Here is a 14,931-nt window from a genome sequence, read left to right as displayed (position 1 = left end):
TGCGTTTCGGAACAATCGGTACACAAATCGGGCCATCCGCCCCCGAGACGCCCATGTCGCAACTGCGCCACCGAATTTCCCTGTTCGGAGCGGGAAAAGCACGGTGCCCGTTCGCGATTACGCGAACGGGCACCGTGAATGCTTGTGCTTACGGACGACTCCGGGCTCGGGCTTATGGGCGACTCAGCGCCGAGGCATTGACATTGCCCGCCAGCAGCTCGGTCTCGGTCGCACCGGACAGCATGCCCTCGAGCACGTTCTTGCCGATGGCGTTCTCTGCCGGCAGCGCGATCGGGTAATCGCCGTCGAAGCAGGCGCAGCACAGCCGCGAGCGCGGCTGCTCGGTGGCGGCGACCATGCCCTCGAGCGAGATGTAGCCGAGGCTGTCCGCGCCGATGGAGCGGCGCACGCCCTCCACCATGTCGTCGAGGCTCTCGCCCTCGATGCCCTCGGGGCCCGCGCCGTTGGCGATCAGCTCCGCGCGCGAGGCGAAGTCGATGCCGTAGAAGCAGGGCCACTTGACCGGCGGCGAGGCGATGCGCACGTGGATCTCCAACGCGCCCGCCTCGCGGAGCATGCGGATCAGGGCCCGCTGGGTATTGCCGCGCACGATGGAGTCGTCCACCACGATGAGCCGCTTACCGCGGATCACCTCGCGTAGTGGATTGAGCTTCAACCGGATGCCGAGCTGGCGGATGGTCTGGCTGGGCTGGATGAAGGTGCGGCCGACGTAGGCGTTCTTCATCAGGCCCTGGCCGTAGGGCACACCGGAGCCCTGCGCGTAGCCGACGGCGGCCGGGGTGCCGGACTCCGGCACCGGGATGACCAGGTCGGCCTCGATGGGGTGCTCGGCGGCCAGGCGGCGGCCGATCTCCACGCGGGTGGCGTGCACCGAACGGCCGGAGATGGTGGAGTCGGGCCGGGCCAGGTACACGAATTCGAAGACGCAGCCCTTGGGCGTCGGATTGGCGAAGCGCAGCGAGCGCACGCCGTCGGCGTCGATGGCGAGCAGCTCGCCCGGCTCGATCTCGCGCACGAAGGACGCGCCGACGATGTCGAGGGCGGCGGTCTCACTGGCAACGACCCAGCCACGGTCCAGCCGGCCCAGGCACAGCGGGCGCACCCCGTGCGGGTCGCGGGCGGCGTAGAGGGTGTGCTCGTCCATGAAGGTGAGGCAGAAGGCGCCCTGCAGCGTCGGCAGCAACTCCATGGCGGCCTGCTCGATGCTCTTGTCGGCGGCCGCGTGCGCCAGCAGCGCGGTCATCACATCGGAGTCGGAGGTGGCGGCCACGGTACCCGCCAGCCGGCCGGTGACCAGTCCGAGTTCCCGTGCCCGCGTACTCAATTCGGCGGTGTTGACCAGATTTCCATTGTGGCCCAGCGCGATTCCGGTACCGACTGCGGTGGTGCGGAAGATGGGCTGCGCGTTCTCCCAGGTGGTGGAACCCGTGGTGGAGTAACGACAGTGGCCGACGGCCACGTGGCCGGGCATGGCGGCCAGGGTCTGTTCGTCGAAGACCTGGCTGACCAGGCCGAGATCCTTGAAAACCAGCACCTGCGAGCCGTCGGCGACGGCGATGCCCGCCGCCTCCTGACCGCGGTGCTGCAATGCGTAAAGTCCGTAATACGTGAGCTTTGCCACATCTTCGCCCGGTGCCCAGACACCGAACACACCGCACTCTTCGCGCGGTTCGTTCTCGTCCTGGTCGGAGGTGGTGGCGGCGGAGGGGAGAGTCACCGTTTGCTCCCTGTTCGGCGGGCTGGGGGCGTTCGCCATTCTACGGGTAACCGCAAGGCAACCCACCGTTGGGATAACCGGAATGGCAGGCGGTTTGCTGTTAGCGTTCGACCGTGGCGAGCACCGAAAGCACCGGCGGTACGGAAACCGCTCCACGACCCAGGCATCTGAGCCCGTTCAGGTGGGTGTTTCCCATTGTGGTGGTCACCCTGCTCGCCTCGCTGCTGGGCGTCATGTACCTCGATTACGTGGTCGATCCGGAGAAGAATCTGCACGACTTTCCGATCGCTCTGGTGAATCAGGATGCCGGCGACGATATCGGCGGCAAGCACGTCAACTTCGGCGATCAGGTCTCCGACGGTTTGCAGAAGGCGGTGCCGTCGGACCAGATCGATCTGCGGGTACTCGGCATCAACGAGGCGCAGCTGCAGATGCAGTCCGCTCGGGTGTACGGCACGATCATCATTCCGTCCGACTTCTCCAAGCGTCTCGGCATTCTGGGCGTCGGCAGCGTGGTGCCCGGCGACATCACCAAGCCGATCATCACGCTGCAGACCAATCCGCGCACCGGCGCGTTCGCCACCGCCGTGGTGCAGAAATTCGGTGAGCGAGCTCTCACCCAGGTGAACGCTCAGGTCGGGCAGCAGCTGACCGACCAGGTGAAGGCGCAGCTGACACCGGCCCCTGGCGCACCCCCGACGGAACTCACCGCCGCCACCCGGCTGGTGCTGGCGCAGCCCCTGAATATCGTCGTCGACCAATTCCGGCCGCTGCCCGGCGGTTCCGGCGAAGGCCTGACCGCGTTCTTCTACAGCCTGCTGCTCCTGCTGGTCGGCATGGTCGGGGCGATGATCATCCATCAGCTCATCGATTCGGCCCTCGGGTTCCTGCCGACCGAGTGGGGGCCGTGGTACGTGCACTATCCACGCGCATCGATCTCGCGGGTGAAGACGCTGCTCATCAAATGGTCGGCGGTGGTGGTGATGGCGCTGGCGGTTTCGGGTGCGCTGATGGGTATCGCGGCCGCGCTCGGCATGCCGATCGACAGACCGCTGCTGCTGTTCATCTACGGCACCCTGGTGATCGTCGCGGTCGGCTTCACCTGCACCTCGATGCTGGCCGCGGTCGGCACCGCGGGCCTCATCATCAACCTGATCATCTTCATCATCCTGGGCCTGCCCTCCTCCGGCGGCACCATTCCGATCGAGGCGACACCCAAATACTTCGGCTGGCTGGCCAAGTTCGAGCCCATGCACCAGGTCTTCCTGGGCACCCGCTCGATCCTGTACTTCTACGGCAACGGCCAGGCCGGGCTCACCCGCGGCGTCTGGATGGCGGTGCTCGGCCTGACCATCGGCGTCGTCGGCGGCCTGTTCATCACCCGCGTCTACGACCGGAAGGGCTTGGAGCGCAGGCCCGTGGAGACCGCCGGCGGCGGCAAGCACGCCACATCCACGGACGCCTAGACGCCGGTCACCGGCAGCCACCGCTCGACCTCGGCCGCCCGATTACCGGAGGCGGACAGCGCCCCGGACTCGCGCGCGGCCTCGAACCCCAGCAGCCCCGTGGCCAGCAGAAGCCAAGTGCGCGCGTCGGTTTCGACCACATTCGGCGGCGTCCCCCGGGTGTGCCGCGGCCCTTCGATGCACTGCACGGCCACGAACGGCGGCACCCGCACCTCGACCGAATGCCCCGGCGCATCCGCCGCCAGCGCCCGCGCCGTCCCCCGCACCGCCGCCGCGAGCTCGGCTCGGGCCGGGGACGCGGCGGATTCATCGCGCAGCCACTCCCCCACCACCGCTACCGCCGCCCGCACCTCCGCCGGATCCACCGCACCTCGTCGCGCCATGCCGCGAGGCTACCGTCGCCCGAGTCGCCGGGCGGCTACCGGGGCGAGGGCTCCTCCGGCATTGAGCGCGAGGTGCAGCAGGGCCGGGGCGGCGGCACTGCCGGTGCGGCGGCGGAGTCGATCGAAGACCAGACCGGCGGCGGTGGTGAGAACGACGGTGGCGGGGACGGGATCGGCTGCAGCGCGGGCGGGTTGGATGTGGGAGAGGCCGAAGGTCAACGCGCCGAGGGCGATTCCCGGACACCCGGCGGCCCGCTCCAGCAGCGGCGTGAGGGTGGCCCGGTAGACGAGCTCCTCGGTGAGGACGGTGCCGCCGGGAATGTGCAGGGCGGTCCATTCGACGGTGGAGACCCCCGGGCCGCGGTCGGCGAGTTCGGCGAGGTGGCGGCGGGTCGCGGGCATGGCCAGGGCCGCCCCGTATCCGGACAGGACCAGCCCGGCCGCGAGACCGCCGGCGCGCAGGCCGCGCGGGGACGGCCAGTTCGGCTCGCCCCGGAAGACGAGGGCGTACGCGGCGGCGAAGGCGGTGTTGGCGACAGTGCGGCCGCGAATGTCGAGGTCGAGCGCGGGCAGTGCACGGTTGCTCCACAGCAGCGGGAGCGCCACCGCGGCAAGGGGTTTCGGGCGTAGCAGGGCGCGGGCCGTGGCGAGCACGGCTATTTCACCGCCCGCTCGTACGCCTCCGCGAGTTCGATCTGGGTGCGGATGCGTTCGCCGAGGTCCTGATCCCAGTCGGGTGGGGCGGCGATGGCGGCCCAGCCGTCCAGCACCAGGGAGCCGTAGTTGTGGCCGTGACCGTCGCTCACGCCCTGGGCATTGGTAAGGTCGGCGACAACCTGCCAGAAGGTGACGAGAGGCCACCAGCGCATCTGGGACGAGACATCCGCGCCGCGCGGCTCCGACAGCCAATCCGGTTGGGAGAAGATGAGATCCGAGGACCACCAGACGATGGGGTCGGAGGGGTGCTGGAGGTAGGCGATGCGCGGCTTGCGCCAGTCCGCCGAGGGTCTGCCCAGATCGGCGGCGGTGGCGGCGAATCGGACCACCAGGCCGTCGGCGTAGATGGGATCCACCTCGCGGGTGCCCGGATCGCGGCGCTGAACGAACTGCTGCCACAGGCGATTCGAGTTGGGCGGGCCCACCCACAGCGCGCCGTCCACCTTGGAGCGCAGGTCGGCCAGGCCGTCGAAGGCGGACTCGGAGCCCTGCGAGCCGAGGCTCTCCCCGTACACCAGCAGCTTGGGCCGATGTTCGGGCGGTCGCTGCGACCAGCGCTGGTACACCGCGTCGAACATCTTCCGCCCGTTGATCGCGACCTTCTGCCGGTCCGCCAGGAATGACAGCACGCTCGGCAGATACGAGTACTGCGAGGCCACGATGGCGGTGTCGCCGCCCCACATGTATTCGATGGCGGCCGCGGCCTGCCCGTTCACCCAGCCGGTGCCGGTGGTGGTGGCCAGTACCAGCACCTTGCGGTCGAAGGCCCCGGTGCGCTCGAGTTCGGCGACCGCCAGGTCCTCCTCGGTGGTGTCCTTGCTCGCCGACTGCAACCCGACGTACACCCGGATCGGTTCGCGCGCGGGCTTTCCCGTGACGGCGCTGATCAGCATGGGGTCGGGTCCGTGCGAGACGAACCAGCGGCCCTCCGACCCCAGCGTCTCCCACCTGGCCAGCGAGGCCGGACTGCCCGAACGCTCGGGTTCGGCCGGCTGCACCGCGTATTCGGTCACCTTGTCGTTGCGGACGCTGAACGCCGAGTTGGCGACCGCGAAGAAGGCGCGGGTGGCGACGCCGTTGAACAGCGTGACGATGAGCACGGTGAGCAGCAGCGCGCCGGTGGCTGGTGCGAGCGCGGGCGGCACCCGCACCCAGCGGCTGAGGAGCCGAGCCAGGAACCGCACGATCTCGCGCAGCGTGCGGTAGACCGCCACCACCAGCGCGCCGACCGCGAAACTCAGCCCGCCGGTACGCAGATACGCGGCCCGGGTGGTGCCCTCCATGCCCATGAGGGTGGTGATCTCGCGCTGCCAGTCGGCGGACAGCACCAGCATGTAGGCCGCGACCAGAATGCAGACGACAACCACGGCGACCTTGATCACGTAGCGCGCCCACTCGGTCGGAGTCGCGATCTTGATGCGCGGCCGAATCCACTTGCGGAACAACCACTGCAGCACACAGCCCACGCCGTAACCGATGGCGGCATTGAGGCCGGAGATCAAACCCTGGAACAGCCAGTCGCGTGGCACCAGCGACGGCGTCACCGACCACGCGAAGAAGATGGTCGCCACCACCAGCCCGGTGTGGTTGAGGTCGATGACGTCCTCGACCTTTCGCGCGACCACCGTGCCACGCCGATACACCATCGCGCCACGTGTGCGCAGCCGGTTCAGGGCGTCGGCGGAGTCCAGCACCCGTCAAGTATGGACGCAACCGGCCGGAATCCGTGGACCCCGGGATGTGAGAGGGACCATCCCACCGGCGTGTCGCCCGCGGCCTCTACTCGGTGCACTCGAGTAGATGTACTCGGTCGATTCGGCGGCGGGGCCGCCAGACTCACGAACCATGAGCACTCCGAGCGCACACACCAAGAGCACCACGGCGTTTCTGGCTCAGGCCACGATCGCCTTCGGAATCAGCTTCTGCGCCTTGATCATCGGCATCGTCTACCTCCCGCTGGACATCTGGCAGCGCGGATTCCTGCTGATGGCAATGCTGTTCCTGGTGAGCAGCAGTTTCACCCTCGCGAAAGTGATTCGCGATCAACACGAATCCTCGAAGGTGCATCACCGCATCGACGAGGCCCGGATGGAGAAGCTGATGGCCGAGCACGACCCGTTCAAGATCAATTGAACTGTCCCGCACAGCAGGAATGACGAGAGCCCGCCGGATCCAGGGGAACCGGCGGGCTCTCGGAATATCCACGGCCCCGGGGCCGAGTCGGCTCAGTGGTCGGAGGTGCCGAACAGCGCGGGGAGGGTGCCCTCGTGGGCGGCGCGCAGGTCGTCGAGCTTCACACTGAACTGGCCCTGGACCTCCACCGAGTCCGACCCGTCGTCGACCACGCCGATGCGGGCCCACGGCAGGCCGCGGGCGTCGCACATCTTGGTGAAGCGGGTCTCCTCCGAGCGCGGCACGGCCACCAGGACGCGGCCCGCGGACTCGGAGAAGAGGGTGACGAACGGGTCGGCGCCCTCGGGAATGATGATGCGGCAGGCGGTTTCGCCGGCCAGGGCGGCCTCCACGACGGTCTGGATCAGGCCGCCCTCCGAGACGTCGTGGGCGGCGGAGACCATGCCGTCGCGGGAGCCCGAGACCAGGATCTCGGAGATCAGCTGCTCGCGGGCCAGGTCGACCTGGGGCGGCAGACCGCCGAGGTGGTCGTGCTCGACCTGCGCCCAGATGGAGCCGTCCAGCTCGTCGCGGGTCTCGCCGAGCAGAATGAGGGTCTCGCCCGGCTCGGTGCCCAGGCCGGTCGGGATGCGGCGGTGCACGTCGTCGATGACGCCGAGCACGCCCACCACCGGGGTCGGCAGGATGGCGGTCTGGCCGGTCTGGTTGTAGAAGGACACATTGCCGCCGGTGACCGGAATGCCCAGGGCCGCACAGCCGTCCGCGAGGCCGCGCACGGCCTGCTGGAACTGCCACATGACACCCGGGTCCTCCGGGGAGCCGAAGTTGAGGCAGTTGGTGACGGCCTTCGGGGTGGCGCCGGTGACGGCGACATTGCGGAAGGCCTCGGCCAGCGCCAGCTGCGCGCCGGTGTACGGATCCAGCTTGGTGTAGCGGCCCGAGGCGTCGGTGGCCAGCGCGATGCCGCGGCCGGTCTCCTCGTCGATGCGGATGACACCGGCGTCGGCGTGCTCGGCGAGCACGGTGTTGCCGCGCACGTAGCGGTCGTACTGCTCGGTGATCCACTTGCGCGAGCACAGCTGCGGGCTGGCCAGCATCTTCAACAGGGTGTCACGCAACTCGTCGCCGGTCTCGGGCCGGTTCAGGCGCGCGGCCGAATCCGCGTTCAGCGCATCCTGATCCGCGGGACGCTCGACCGGGCGCTCGTAGACCGGGCCCTGGTGGGCGACGGTGCGCGGCGGCACGTCCACCACGGTCTCGCCGTGCCAGGTGATGATCAGGCGCTCGCCGTCGGTGACCTCACCGATGACGGTTGCGGTGACGTCCCACTTCTTGCAGACCTCCATGAAGGCGTCCACGTTCTCGGGGGTGACGACCGCGCACATGCGCTCCTGCGACTCGCTCGAAAGGATCTCGGCGGGAGTCATATTGGCGGCGCGCAGCGGCACCTGGTCCAGTTCGATGTGCATGCCGCCGTCGCCGGCCGCCGCGAGTTCCGAGGTGGCGCAGGACAGTCCGGCACCGCCGAGGTCCTGGATGCCGACCACCAGTCCGGCGTGGTACAGCTCGAGACAGCACTCGATGAGGACCTTCTCGGCGAACGGGTCGCCGACCTGGACGCTCGGGAGCTTCTTACGGCCGGAACCGGATTCGTCGCCGGAGAAGGTGTCCGAGGCCAGCACGGACACGCCGCCGATGCCGTCGAGGCCGGTCCGCGCGCCGAACAGGATGATCTTGTTGCCCTGGCCGGAGGCGAAGGCCAGGTGCAGGTCCTCGACCCGCATGACGCCCGCGCACAGCGCGTTCACCAGCGGATTGCCCTGGTAGGACGAGTCGAACACGGTCTCGCCGCCCACATTCGGCAGGCCCAGCGAGTTGCCGTAACCGCCGACGCCGCGCACCACGCCGTCGACCACGCGCCGGGTGTCCGGGTGATCGGCCGCACCGAAGCGCAGCTGGTCCATCACCGCGATCGGGCGGGCGCCCATGGCCATGATGTCGCGCACGATGCCGCCGACGCCGGTGGCCGCGCCCTGGTAGGGCTCCACATAGGAGGGGTGGTTGTGCGACTCGACCTTGAAGGTGACCGCCCAGCCACCGCCGATGTCCACCACACCGGCGTTCTCGCCGATGCCCGCGAGCATCGACTTCTTCATCTCCTCGGTGGTGGTTTCACCGAAGTAGCGCAGGTGCACCTTGGAGGACTTGTAGGAGCAGTGCTCCGACCACATCACCGAGTACATGGCGAGCTCGGCGTCGGTGGGACGCCGGCCCAGGATCTCAATGATCCGGGCATACTCGTCGTCCTTGAGGCCGAGTTCCTTGTAGGGCTGCGGGTGGTCCGAGGTGGCCGCGGCGTTGCTGACGGTATCGACGTGGCTGGTCACGGGAATACCAGAGTCCTTTCGGCCGGGCAGGGCGGAAGCGAAAGCCGGCGTTGCTGGATGTCGGCGAGATACAGGCCGAGTCTAATTGCCGGGAAATCCCACTCTTGCGCCGCCTGGCGCTGTGTTCGGGAGCACACCCCGGCACGAGCCGAGAACCGAAGTCGCGACCGCTGCCCGCTACTCTGTCCGGGTGAACGATCGATCCGGGGTCGCGGATCCGACCGAGAAGCCCGTGACCACGCCTGGAGGGCTGACACGGCGGCAGGGGCAACTGCTGGCGATCGCGGTCGCGCTGTTCGTGATATCCGCGGCGATCAGTTTCGCGACCCTGTGGCACGGGTTCATCGACCTGCAGGTGTATCGGAACGGCGCGCGGGCCTGGCTCGACGGCAAGGATCTGTACGGGCCGATGCCGGCGGTGTACGGGATCGGATTGCCGTTCACCTATCCCCCGCTGGCCGCGCTGTTCTTCGCGCCGCTGGCCATCATGCCGCTGGCCGTCGCGGAGTGGGCGGTGCTCGCGGTCTCCATCGCCTCGCTGGGCGCGACGCTGTGGGTGGTGCTGGACCGGATCCGGCCGAGCCTGGCGTGGCAGACCCGGCTGGCCGTCGTCATCGGCGCGGTCGGGTTGCTGCAACTGCTGGAGCCGATCCGCGAGACCTACGGGTTCGGGCAGATCAACCTGGTGCTGATGGCCGCGGTGACGCTGGATTGCCTGGTGCGCAAGCCCTTCTGGCCGCGCGGCATGCTGATCGGCATCGCCGTGTCGGTGAAGCTGACCCCGGGCGGCTATCTCCTCTACTTCCTGCTGCGCAAGGACTGGAAGGGCGCGATCACCCTGGTGCTGTCCGCCATCGGCGCGGTGGCGGTGGGATTCGTGCTGTTCCCGAAGGATTCGCCGCAGTACTGGTTCCACACCCTGTCCGATACCGGCCGCATCGGCCCACCCTGGTACGCGGGCAACCAGTCGATCAAGGGCTTCGTGTTCCGGCTCGGCTACTCGACCTCGATCTCGACGCTGATCTGGCTGGTGCTGTCGGTGGCCGCGGTGGCTCTGGCCGCGCTGTGGATGAAACGCCTGCTCGACGCCGGCGCGACGGTCGCGGCCCTGATGGTGAATGCCGCTGCGGTGCTGCTGGTTTCCCCGGTCTCCTGGTCGCACCACTGGGTGTGGATCGCGCCCGCGCTGATCGTGGCCGCCGATGCCGTCGCCCGCGGCCGCCGCAACCCGTGGTTCCTCGGCGCGGTCGGCTTGGCAATGGTCATGTTCGCCATCGGGCCGATGTGGCTGCTCCCCCACAACCACGACCGCGAACTCACCTGGAACTGGTGGCAGCAGATCGTCGGCAACGGCTACGTCATCTTCACCTTCGCCATCTTCGTCGCGGCGGCACTCACCTACCGCCCGAACCCGGCCCCGGAAAGGGCCGCGCTTCTCAACTCGTAGGGGTCAAGAACGCCGCGAGAGCAGCGGCGTACGCGGGAACGTCTGCGGCGCCCATCATTTCGCGCGCCGAGTGCATGGCCAGCTGGGCCGCGCCGACGTCGACGGTGGACATGCCGGTGCGGGCCGCGGTCATCGGCCCGATGGTGGAGCCGCAGGGCAGATCCGCCCGGTGCACGTAGCGCTGCAACGGGACGTCCGCCTGCGCGCAGGCCAGGGCGAAGGCGCCCGCGCCGGTGGCGTCGGTGGCGTAGCGCAGGTTCTGGTTGACCTTGAGCACCGGCCCGCCGTTCACCTCGATGCGGTGCGAGGGCTCGTGCCGGTCCGGGTAGTTGGGGTGCGTCGCGTGCGCCATGTCGCCGGAGGCGCACACCGAATCGGCCAGGGCCGCCAGGTATTCCGCGCGTCCGCCACCGCGGGCGAGCACGATCCGCTCCAGCACCGTGGGCAGCAGCCCGGATTGGGCGCCGCGGTCGGACTGGCTGCCGACCTCCTCGTGGTCGAACATGGCCAGCACCGGCGTCGCCGCGCCGGGTTCGGCGATGGCGGCCAGGAAGGCACGCAGCCCGGCGTAGCAGGTGCCCTGATTGTCCAGCCGGGGGGCGCTGATCAGATCCAGGTCGCGCCCGATCAGCCTGGAGGGCACCAGATCATGGGTCATCAGCTCCCAGCCCAGCACCGCGCCCGGGTCGATGCCGGAGCGTTCGGCGACGAACGCCAGGAACGAGCGCGGCTCGCCGCCGATCCCCCACACCGCGTTCACGTGCCGTTGCGGATCCAGCTGCACGCCGCGCCGGTCGTCGGAGAGGTGGATGGCCAGCTGCGGCACCCGCAGAATCGGTTCGTCGATGCGAATCAGCTGCTCCCGCACCGTATTTCCGTCACGCACCGACAGCCGCCCGGAGATCCCGAGATCGCGGTCCAGCCACGAGTTCAGCCAGGCGCCGCCGTAGGGCTCCAGCCCGACCATCTGCCAGCCCGCCACGGCGGTGTCCGGATGCTGCTTGACCCGCAGATTGGGGCTGTCGGTGTGGGCGCCGACCACCCGGAAGGGAGTGGTCTGCCCCGAGCCGGTGGCCGCGTCCGGGTCGCCGTCGGCCCAGGCCACCAGGGAACCGGCGCGCACCACGTAGTAGCGGCCCGCGCCACCCGCGGGCCAGGTCGCCGATTCGGACAGCCGGGTGAAGCCGTGCTCGTCGAGTTCGGCTGCGACAGTTCGGCAGACGTGGAACGGCGACGGGGAGGCATCGATGAATGCGCACAGGCCTGCGGCGGTCGCGGTGGTCTCGGCAACTGGCATGGGCTCGATCCTAGGCAACCATGATCAGCGCCGCGCTAGTCCGGTAGCGGCGCCTCGGCGACGCGGCCCAGCAGCCGCACGAGCTCCAGATAGTCGTCACTTCCGAGACTGCGGCGCATTTCGGCCTCGGCTCGCGCCTCCTCGGAGCGCACCTCATCGACCAAATCCTCACCGCGGCGGCTCAGTCCGATCAGAATGCGCCGGCGATCGTCGGCCGCCGCGACCCGGAAGATGAGCCCGCGCTCCGCGAGATGGTCGGCGTGCCGGGTGGCCGAGGACGGGGGGAGCTGCGCCCGCGACGCCAGCTCACTCATGGTGATGCCGATGTCAGCGGACAGATTCGTCAGCATGCACCACTGGTCGGCGGTGAGCCGCCTGGCACACAATGCGGCGTCCAGGTGACGAAGCCAACTCCGCTCGGCCGCTCGGAGGGCTCCATGCAAGGTGGAAAATCCACCTAGAATTGTCGCCATATTTCCCGCCCGTCAGAAAACCGCTTGAACGAGGGGAAGGGTAGCCCATGTCCCCGTTCGGCGGGAATCCCGAGAACGTCATCGAGATCATCAACATAGTTCCGCAGCAGGGACCCGGCGGTATCTTCGCGCCATCCTGCGAGGCGGCTATTTCTCTCGCGTTGGAAGAAATCAACTCCGGTGCCGGAATTCTGGGAAGGGAATTGCGCGTCACCCACATTGACGGCGGACGCGAACCCCACCTGGTGGCCGGAGAGGTGGCGGCACTGCTGGCCACCGGCATGGTGCACGCGGTCACCGGCTGGCACACCTCGGCGGTGCGCCGCGCGGTGGAGCGGGTGACGGCCGGGCGGGTGCCATACCTGTTCGCCACCGACCACGAGGGCGTGGAGTCGGTCCCCGACGGGCTGTTCATGATCGGGGCGGATCCCGAACACCAGATCGTGCCCGCGCTGGACTGGCTGCGGCGGTCCCTCGAGGCCCGGCGCTGGGCGATCATCGGCAACGACTACGTGTGGCCGCGACGCACCGCGCTGGCCGTGCGCGCGGCACTGCAGGATCCGGAGCCGATTCCACTGGAGATGTTCGTGCCCATGGGCACCCGGGATTTCGGCCGGTTCCTCGACGATCCACGGCTCGACCTGGCCGACGGGATCATCGTGCTGCTGGTGGGCGCCGATGTCGCCCGGTTCAACCTGCAGTTCTCCCGGACCGGACGGTCCGACCAGCAGGTGCGGGTGAGCCCGGCCGTGGACGAGAACGTGCTGCTGGCCGCGGGCGGCGGCGCGAACCACAATCTGTTCGTGCCGTCGGGCTTCTTCGTGAACGGACCGCACGATCGGGAGCGGCTGGACCGCTATCACCGGTTGCACGGCTGGTTCGCGCCCACGCTCACCAATTTCAGCAATACCAGCTACGAGGCCATCCACACCCTGCACAGCATGGCCGAGCTGGCCGGATCGCTCGAGGTGCCGCGCATCCAGGCCGCGGTGGCAGACCGGCGGGTCGTCGAAACTCCGTGGGGTGAGGTCGGTTTCGAGGGGGTACAAGCAGTCCGCCCGACCTGGCTGGCCAGGGCGGGCGGAGTCGACTTCGAAATCCTGGACGGGATCTAGTCCCGCCTCACATGGAGCTACGCCTTGACGAGGCTGTCCAGCACCGAGAGGAACAGGCCCAGGCCGTCGTCGCTGGGGCCGGTGAGCGGCTCGGTGGCGTGCTCGGGGTGCGGCATCAGGCCGACGACCCGGCGATTGGCCGAGGTGATGCCGGCGATGTCACGCTGTGAGCCGTTGGGGTTGCCGCCCGCGTAGCGGAACACCACGCGGCCCTCGCCCTCCAACTGGTCGAGCACGGCGGTGGACGCCTGGTAGCGGCCCTCGGCGTTCTTGACGGGGATGAGGATCTGGGCGCCCGGCTCGTAGCGGGTGGTCCAGGCGGTGTCGGTCTGCTCGACGGTCAGCCACTGGTCGCGGCAGACGAAGTGCAGGGCCTCGTTGCGGGTCAGCGCGCCGGGCAGCAGGCCCGCCTCGCAGAGGATCTGGAAGCCGTTGCAGATGCCCAGGATCGGCATGCCCTGCTCGGCGGCCTTGATGACCTCGCCCATGACCGGGGCCATGGAGGCGATGGCGCCGGCGCGCAGGTAGTCGCCGTAGGAGAAGCCGCCGGGGACGACGACCGCGTCGACCTGCTTGAGGTCGGCATCGGCGTGCCACAGCGAAACGGGCTCGGAACCGGCCAGTTTCACCGCCCGCGCGGCGTCGACGTCGTCGAGCGTGCCCGGGAAGGTGATGACACCGATGCGGGCGCTCACAGCCGGACGACCTTCCAGTCCTCGATCACGACATTGGCGAGCAGCGATTCGGCGATCTGCTCCAGGTCGGCGTCGGTGACATTGTCATCGACATCGAGTTCGAATCGCTTGCCCTGCCGTACATCCGAGATGCCGGGGTGCCCGAGACGCCCCAGCGCGCCGACAATGGCTTGTCCCTGCGGATCCAGGATCTCGGCCTTCGGCATCACCTCGACCACGACACGTGCCACGCGTTGCTCCTCAGCTGGTGGGGCGGCGCCCGGCATGCATGCCTGCCGGGCGGGGGGTATCGCTGATCAGCGTAGTTGGCGGGGGCGGCGGACATACCGCCGGGTCGTGCCGGCCGTGGTCTACACCACAGCCCCGCGGGCTACCGTTGATTCATGCACATAGCCCATTTCGGACATTCCTGCATTCTCGTGGAGCTCAACGGCAGCAAGATCCTGTTCGATCCGGGCATTTTCTCGCACGGATTCGAAGGCCTCACCGGATTGGATGCCATTGCGGTGACACATCAGCATCCCGATCACATCTGCCCGCACCGGATCGAGGCGCTGATCGAGGCGAATCCGCAGGCCAGGCTGCTGTCCGATCCGCAGACCGCGCTGCTGCGGGGCGAGCCGTGGGAGCCGGTGCACGCCGGAAATATTCTCGAAGTCGGTGATGTCCACATTACCGGCGGTGGCGGCCGGCACGCGGTCATCCATCCGGAGATCCCCGTTATCGACAACACCGTCTTCCAACTCGGTACTCCGGACGATCCCGCACAACTCGTCCATCCCGGTGATTCGCTCTGGGTTCCGCCGACTCCGGTCGGTGTTCTCGCCATTCCCGCGGTCGCCCCGTGGATGCGCATCAGTGAGGCCGTGGATTACCTGCGTGCGGTAAATCCGCGTGTCGCGTTCCCCATCCACTACGGCATCATCACCCCCGAAGCACAGGGCATCTATTTCGGTCGACTGGTCGAAATGAGTCCCGCCAATACTGAATTCAAGATCATCGAACCTGGGGATCACGCGGAATTCTGACCCCGCACCGCCGGGCGGGAGCGGCCACCGCCCGGCGGCGCGAGCTGTGTAA

The 14,931-nt window shown here is 68.6% G+C and carries 14 protein-coding genes; 5 read left to right on the top strand and 9 right to left on the bottom strand.

Features of this window, described 5'->3' with window-relative positions; genetic code table 11:
• Positions 1–172: 172 nt before the first annotated feature.
• On the bottom strand, positions 173–1,738 hold the full coding sequence (gene purF / locus ACQP1O_RS02960) for an amidophosphoribosyltransferase (protein WP_433564381.1): 1,566 nt from the start codon (positions 1,736–1,738) through the stop codon (positions 173–175).
• A gap of 113 nt (positions 1,739–1,851) precedes the next feature.
• On the opposite strand from purF, the gene ACQP1O_RS02955 reads away from it, so the two are divergent.
• On the top strand, positions 1,852–3,204 hold the full coding sequence (locus ACQP1O_RS02955; RefSeq protein ID WP_433564380.1) for a YhgE/Pip domain-containing protein: 1,353 nt from the start codon (positions 1,852–1,854) through the stop codon (positions 3,202–3,204).
• Here ACQP1O_RS02955 and ACQP1O_RS02950 read toward each other — a convergent pair.
• From ACQP1O_RS02950 to ACQP1O_RS02940, 3 genes are read right to left on the bottom strand one after another with little or no spacing between them, the layout of a single operon-like run.
• Positions 3,201–3,587 carry a sterol carrier family protein gene (locus ACQP1O_RS02950; RefSeq protein ID WP_433564379.1) on the bottom strand — a complete coding sequence of 129 codons (387 nt, stop codon included), beginning with the start codon at positions 3,585–3,587 and terminating at the stop codon, positions 3,201–3,203. The genes ACQP1O_RS02955 and ACQP1O_RS02950 overlap by 4 nt on opposite strands.
• A 9-nt stretch (positions 3,588–3,596) precedes the next feature.
• Entirely contained in the window at positions 3,597–4,241 is a 645-nt protein-coding gene (locus ACQP1O_RS02945; RefSeq protein WP_433564378.1) for a CPBP family intramembrane glutamic endopeptidase, read from the bottom strand.
• A 2-nt stretch (positions 4,242–4,243) separates the two neighbouring features.
• A complete protein-coding gene (locus ACQP1O_RS02940; RefSeq protein ID WP_433564377.1) occupies positions 4,244–5,998 on the bottom strand; it encodes an alpha/beta hydrolase in 1,755 nt (584 codons plus the stop codon).
• A gap of 151 nt (positions 5,999–6,149) precedes the next feature.
• Here ACQP1O_RS02940 and ACQP1O_RS02935 point away from each other — a divergent pair, with 151 nt between their 5' ends.
• Entirely contained in the window at positions 6,150–6,437 is a 288-nt protein-coding gene (locus tag ACQP1O_RS02935) for a YiaA/YiaB family inner membrane protein (RefSeq protein ID WP_354831026.1), read from the top strand.
• Positions 6,438–6,529: 92 nt separating this feature from the next.
• Here ACQP1O_RS02935 and purL read toward each other — a convergent pair whose 3' ends face one another.
• Entirely contained in the window at positions 6,530–8,824 is a 2,295-nt protein-coding gene (gene purL / locus ACQP1O_RS02930) for a phosphoribosylformylglycinamidine synthase subunit PurL (protein WP_433564376.1), read from the bottom strand.
• Between the two features lie 190 nt (positions 8,825–9,014).
• On the opposite strand from purL, the gene ACQP1O_RS02925 reads away from it, so the two are divergent.
• Positions 9,015–10,271, top strand: coding sequence for a glycosyltransferase 87 family protein (locus ACQP1O_RS02925; protein WP_433564375.1), 1,257 nt, complete (start codon positions 9,015–9,017; stop codon positions 10,269–10,271).
• Here ACQP1O_RS02925 and ACQP1O_RS02920 read toward each other — a convergent pair.
• Together ACQP1O_RS02920 and ACQP1O_RS02915 are read right to left on the bottom strand one after the other, a co-directional pair.
• Entirely contained in the window at positions 10,261–11,568 is a 1,308-nt protein-coding gene (locus tag ACQP1O_RS02920; protein WP_433564374.1) for a M18 family aminopeptidase, read from the bottom strand. The genes ACQP1O_RS02925 and ACQP1O_RS02920 overlap by 11 nt on opposite strands.
• Before the next feature lie 35 nt (positions 11,569–11,603).
• Positions 11,604–12,041, bottom strand: coding sequence for a MarR family winged helix-turn-helix transcriptional regulator (locus tag ACQP1O_RS02915; RefSeq protein WP_433564373.1), 438 nt, complete (start codon positions 12,039–12,041; stop codon positions 11,604–11,606).
• Positions 12,042–12,088: 47 nt separating this feature from the next.
• Here ACQP1O_RS02915 and ACQP1O_RS02910 point away from each other — a divergent pair, with 47 nt between their 5' ends.
• Positions 12,089–13,156 carry a substrate-binding domain-containing protein gene (locus ACQP1O_RS02910; protein WP_433564372.1) on the top strand — a complete coding sequence of 356 codons (1,068 nt, stop codon included), beginning with the start codon at positions 12,089–12,091 and terminating at the stop codon, positions 13,154–13,156.
• A 17-nt stretch (positions 13,157–13,173) separates the two neighbouring features.
• On the opposite strand, the gene purQ is transcribed toward ACQP1O_RS02910, so the two are convergent.
• Complete coding sequence (gene purQ / locus ACQP1O_RS02905) at positions 13,174–13,851, bottom strand: phosphoribosylformylglycinamidine synthase subunit PurQ (protein ID WP_433564371.1); 678 nt, start codon at positions 13,849–13,851, stop codon at positions 13,174–13,176.
• Positions 13,848–14,081: a phosphoribosylformylglycinamidine synthase subunit PurS gene (gene purS, locus ACQP1O_RS02900; RefSeq protein WP_040803258.1), complete on the bottom strand. Its 234-nt coding sequence runs from the start codon at positions 14,079–14,081 to the stop codon at positions 13,848–13,850. The genes purQ and purS overlap by 4 nt, the downstream gene beginning before the upstream one ends.
• Before the next feature lie 153 nt (positions 14,082–14,234).
• Here purS and ACQP1O_RS02895 point away from each other — a divergent pair, with 153 nt between their 5' ends.
• Positions 14,235–14,879, top strand: coding sequence for an MBL fold metallo-hydrolase (locus tag ACQP1O_RS02895; protein ID WP_433564370.1), 645 nt, complete (start codon positions 14,235–14,237; stop codon positions 14,877–14,879).
• Positions 14,880–14,931 lie beyond the last annotated feature (52 nt).

It is taken from the genome of Nocardia sp. CA-151230, assembly GCF_050942175.1.
In the GTDB taxonomy this organism is placed as follows: Bacteria; Actinomycetota; Actinomycetes; order Mycobacteriales; family Mycobacteriaceae; genus Nocardia.
The sequence above is the reverse complement of the archived record's forward strand: the minus strand, read 5'-3'. Positions and strand labels throughout refer to the sequence as shown.

What these genes read in the sequence shown, in the direction of transcription:
- ACQP1O_RS02950 (WP_433564379.1), bottom strand. Translation starts at nt 3,587, where the DNA reads ATGGCGCGACGAGGTGCGGTGGATCCGGCGGAGGTGCGGGCGGCGGTA.
- ACQP1O_RS02935 (WP_354831026.1), top strand. Translation starts at nt 6,150, where the DNA reads ATGAGCACTCCGAGCGCACACACCAAGAGCACCACGGCGTTTCTGGCT.
- ACQP1O_RS02920 (WP_433564374.1), bottom strand. Translation starts at nt 11,568, where the DNA reads ATGCCAGTTGCCGAGACCACCGCGACCGCCGCAGGCCTGTGCGCATTC.
- ACQP1O_RS02915 (WP_433564373.1), bottom strand. Translation starts at nt 12,041, where the DNA reads ATGGCGACAATTCTAGGTGGATTTTCCACCTTGCATGGAGCCCTCCGA.
- ACQP1O_RS02910 (WP_433564372.1), top strand. Translation starts at nt 12,089, where the DNA reads ATGTCCCCGTTCGGCGGGAATCCCGAGAACGTCATCGAGATCATCAAC.
- ACQP1O_RS02895 (WP_433564370.1), top strand. Translation starts at nt 14,235, where the DNA reads ATGCACATAGCCCATTTCGGACATTCCTGCATTCTCGTGGAGCTCAAC.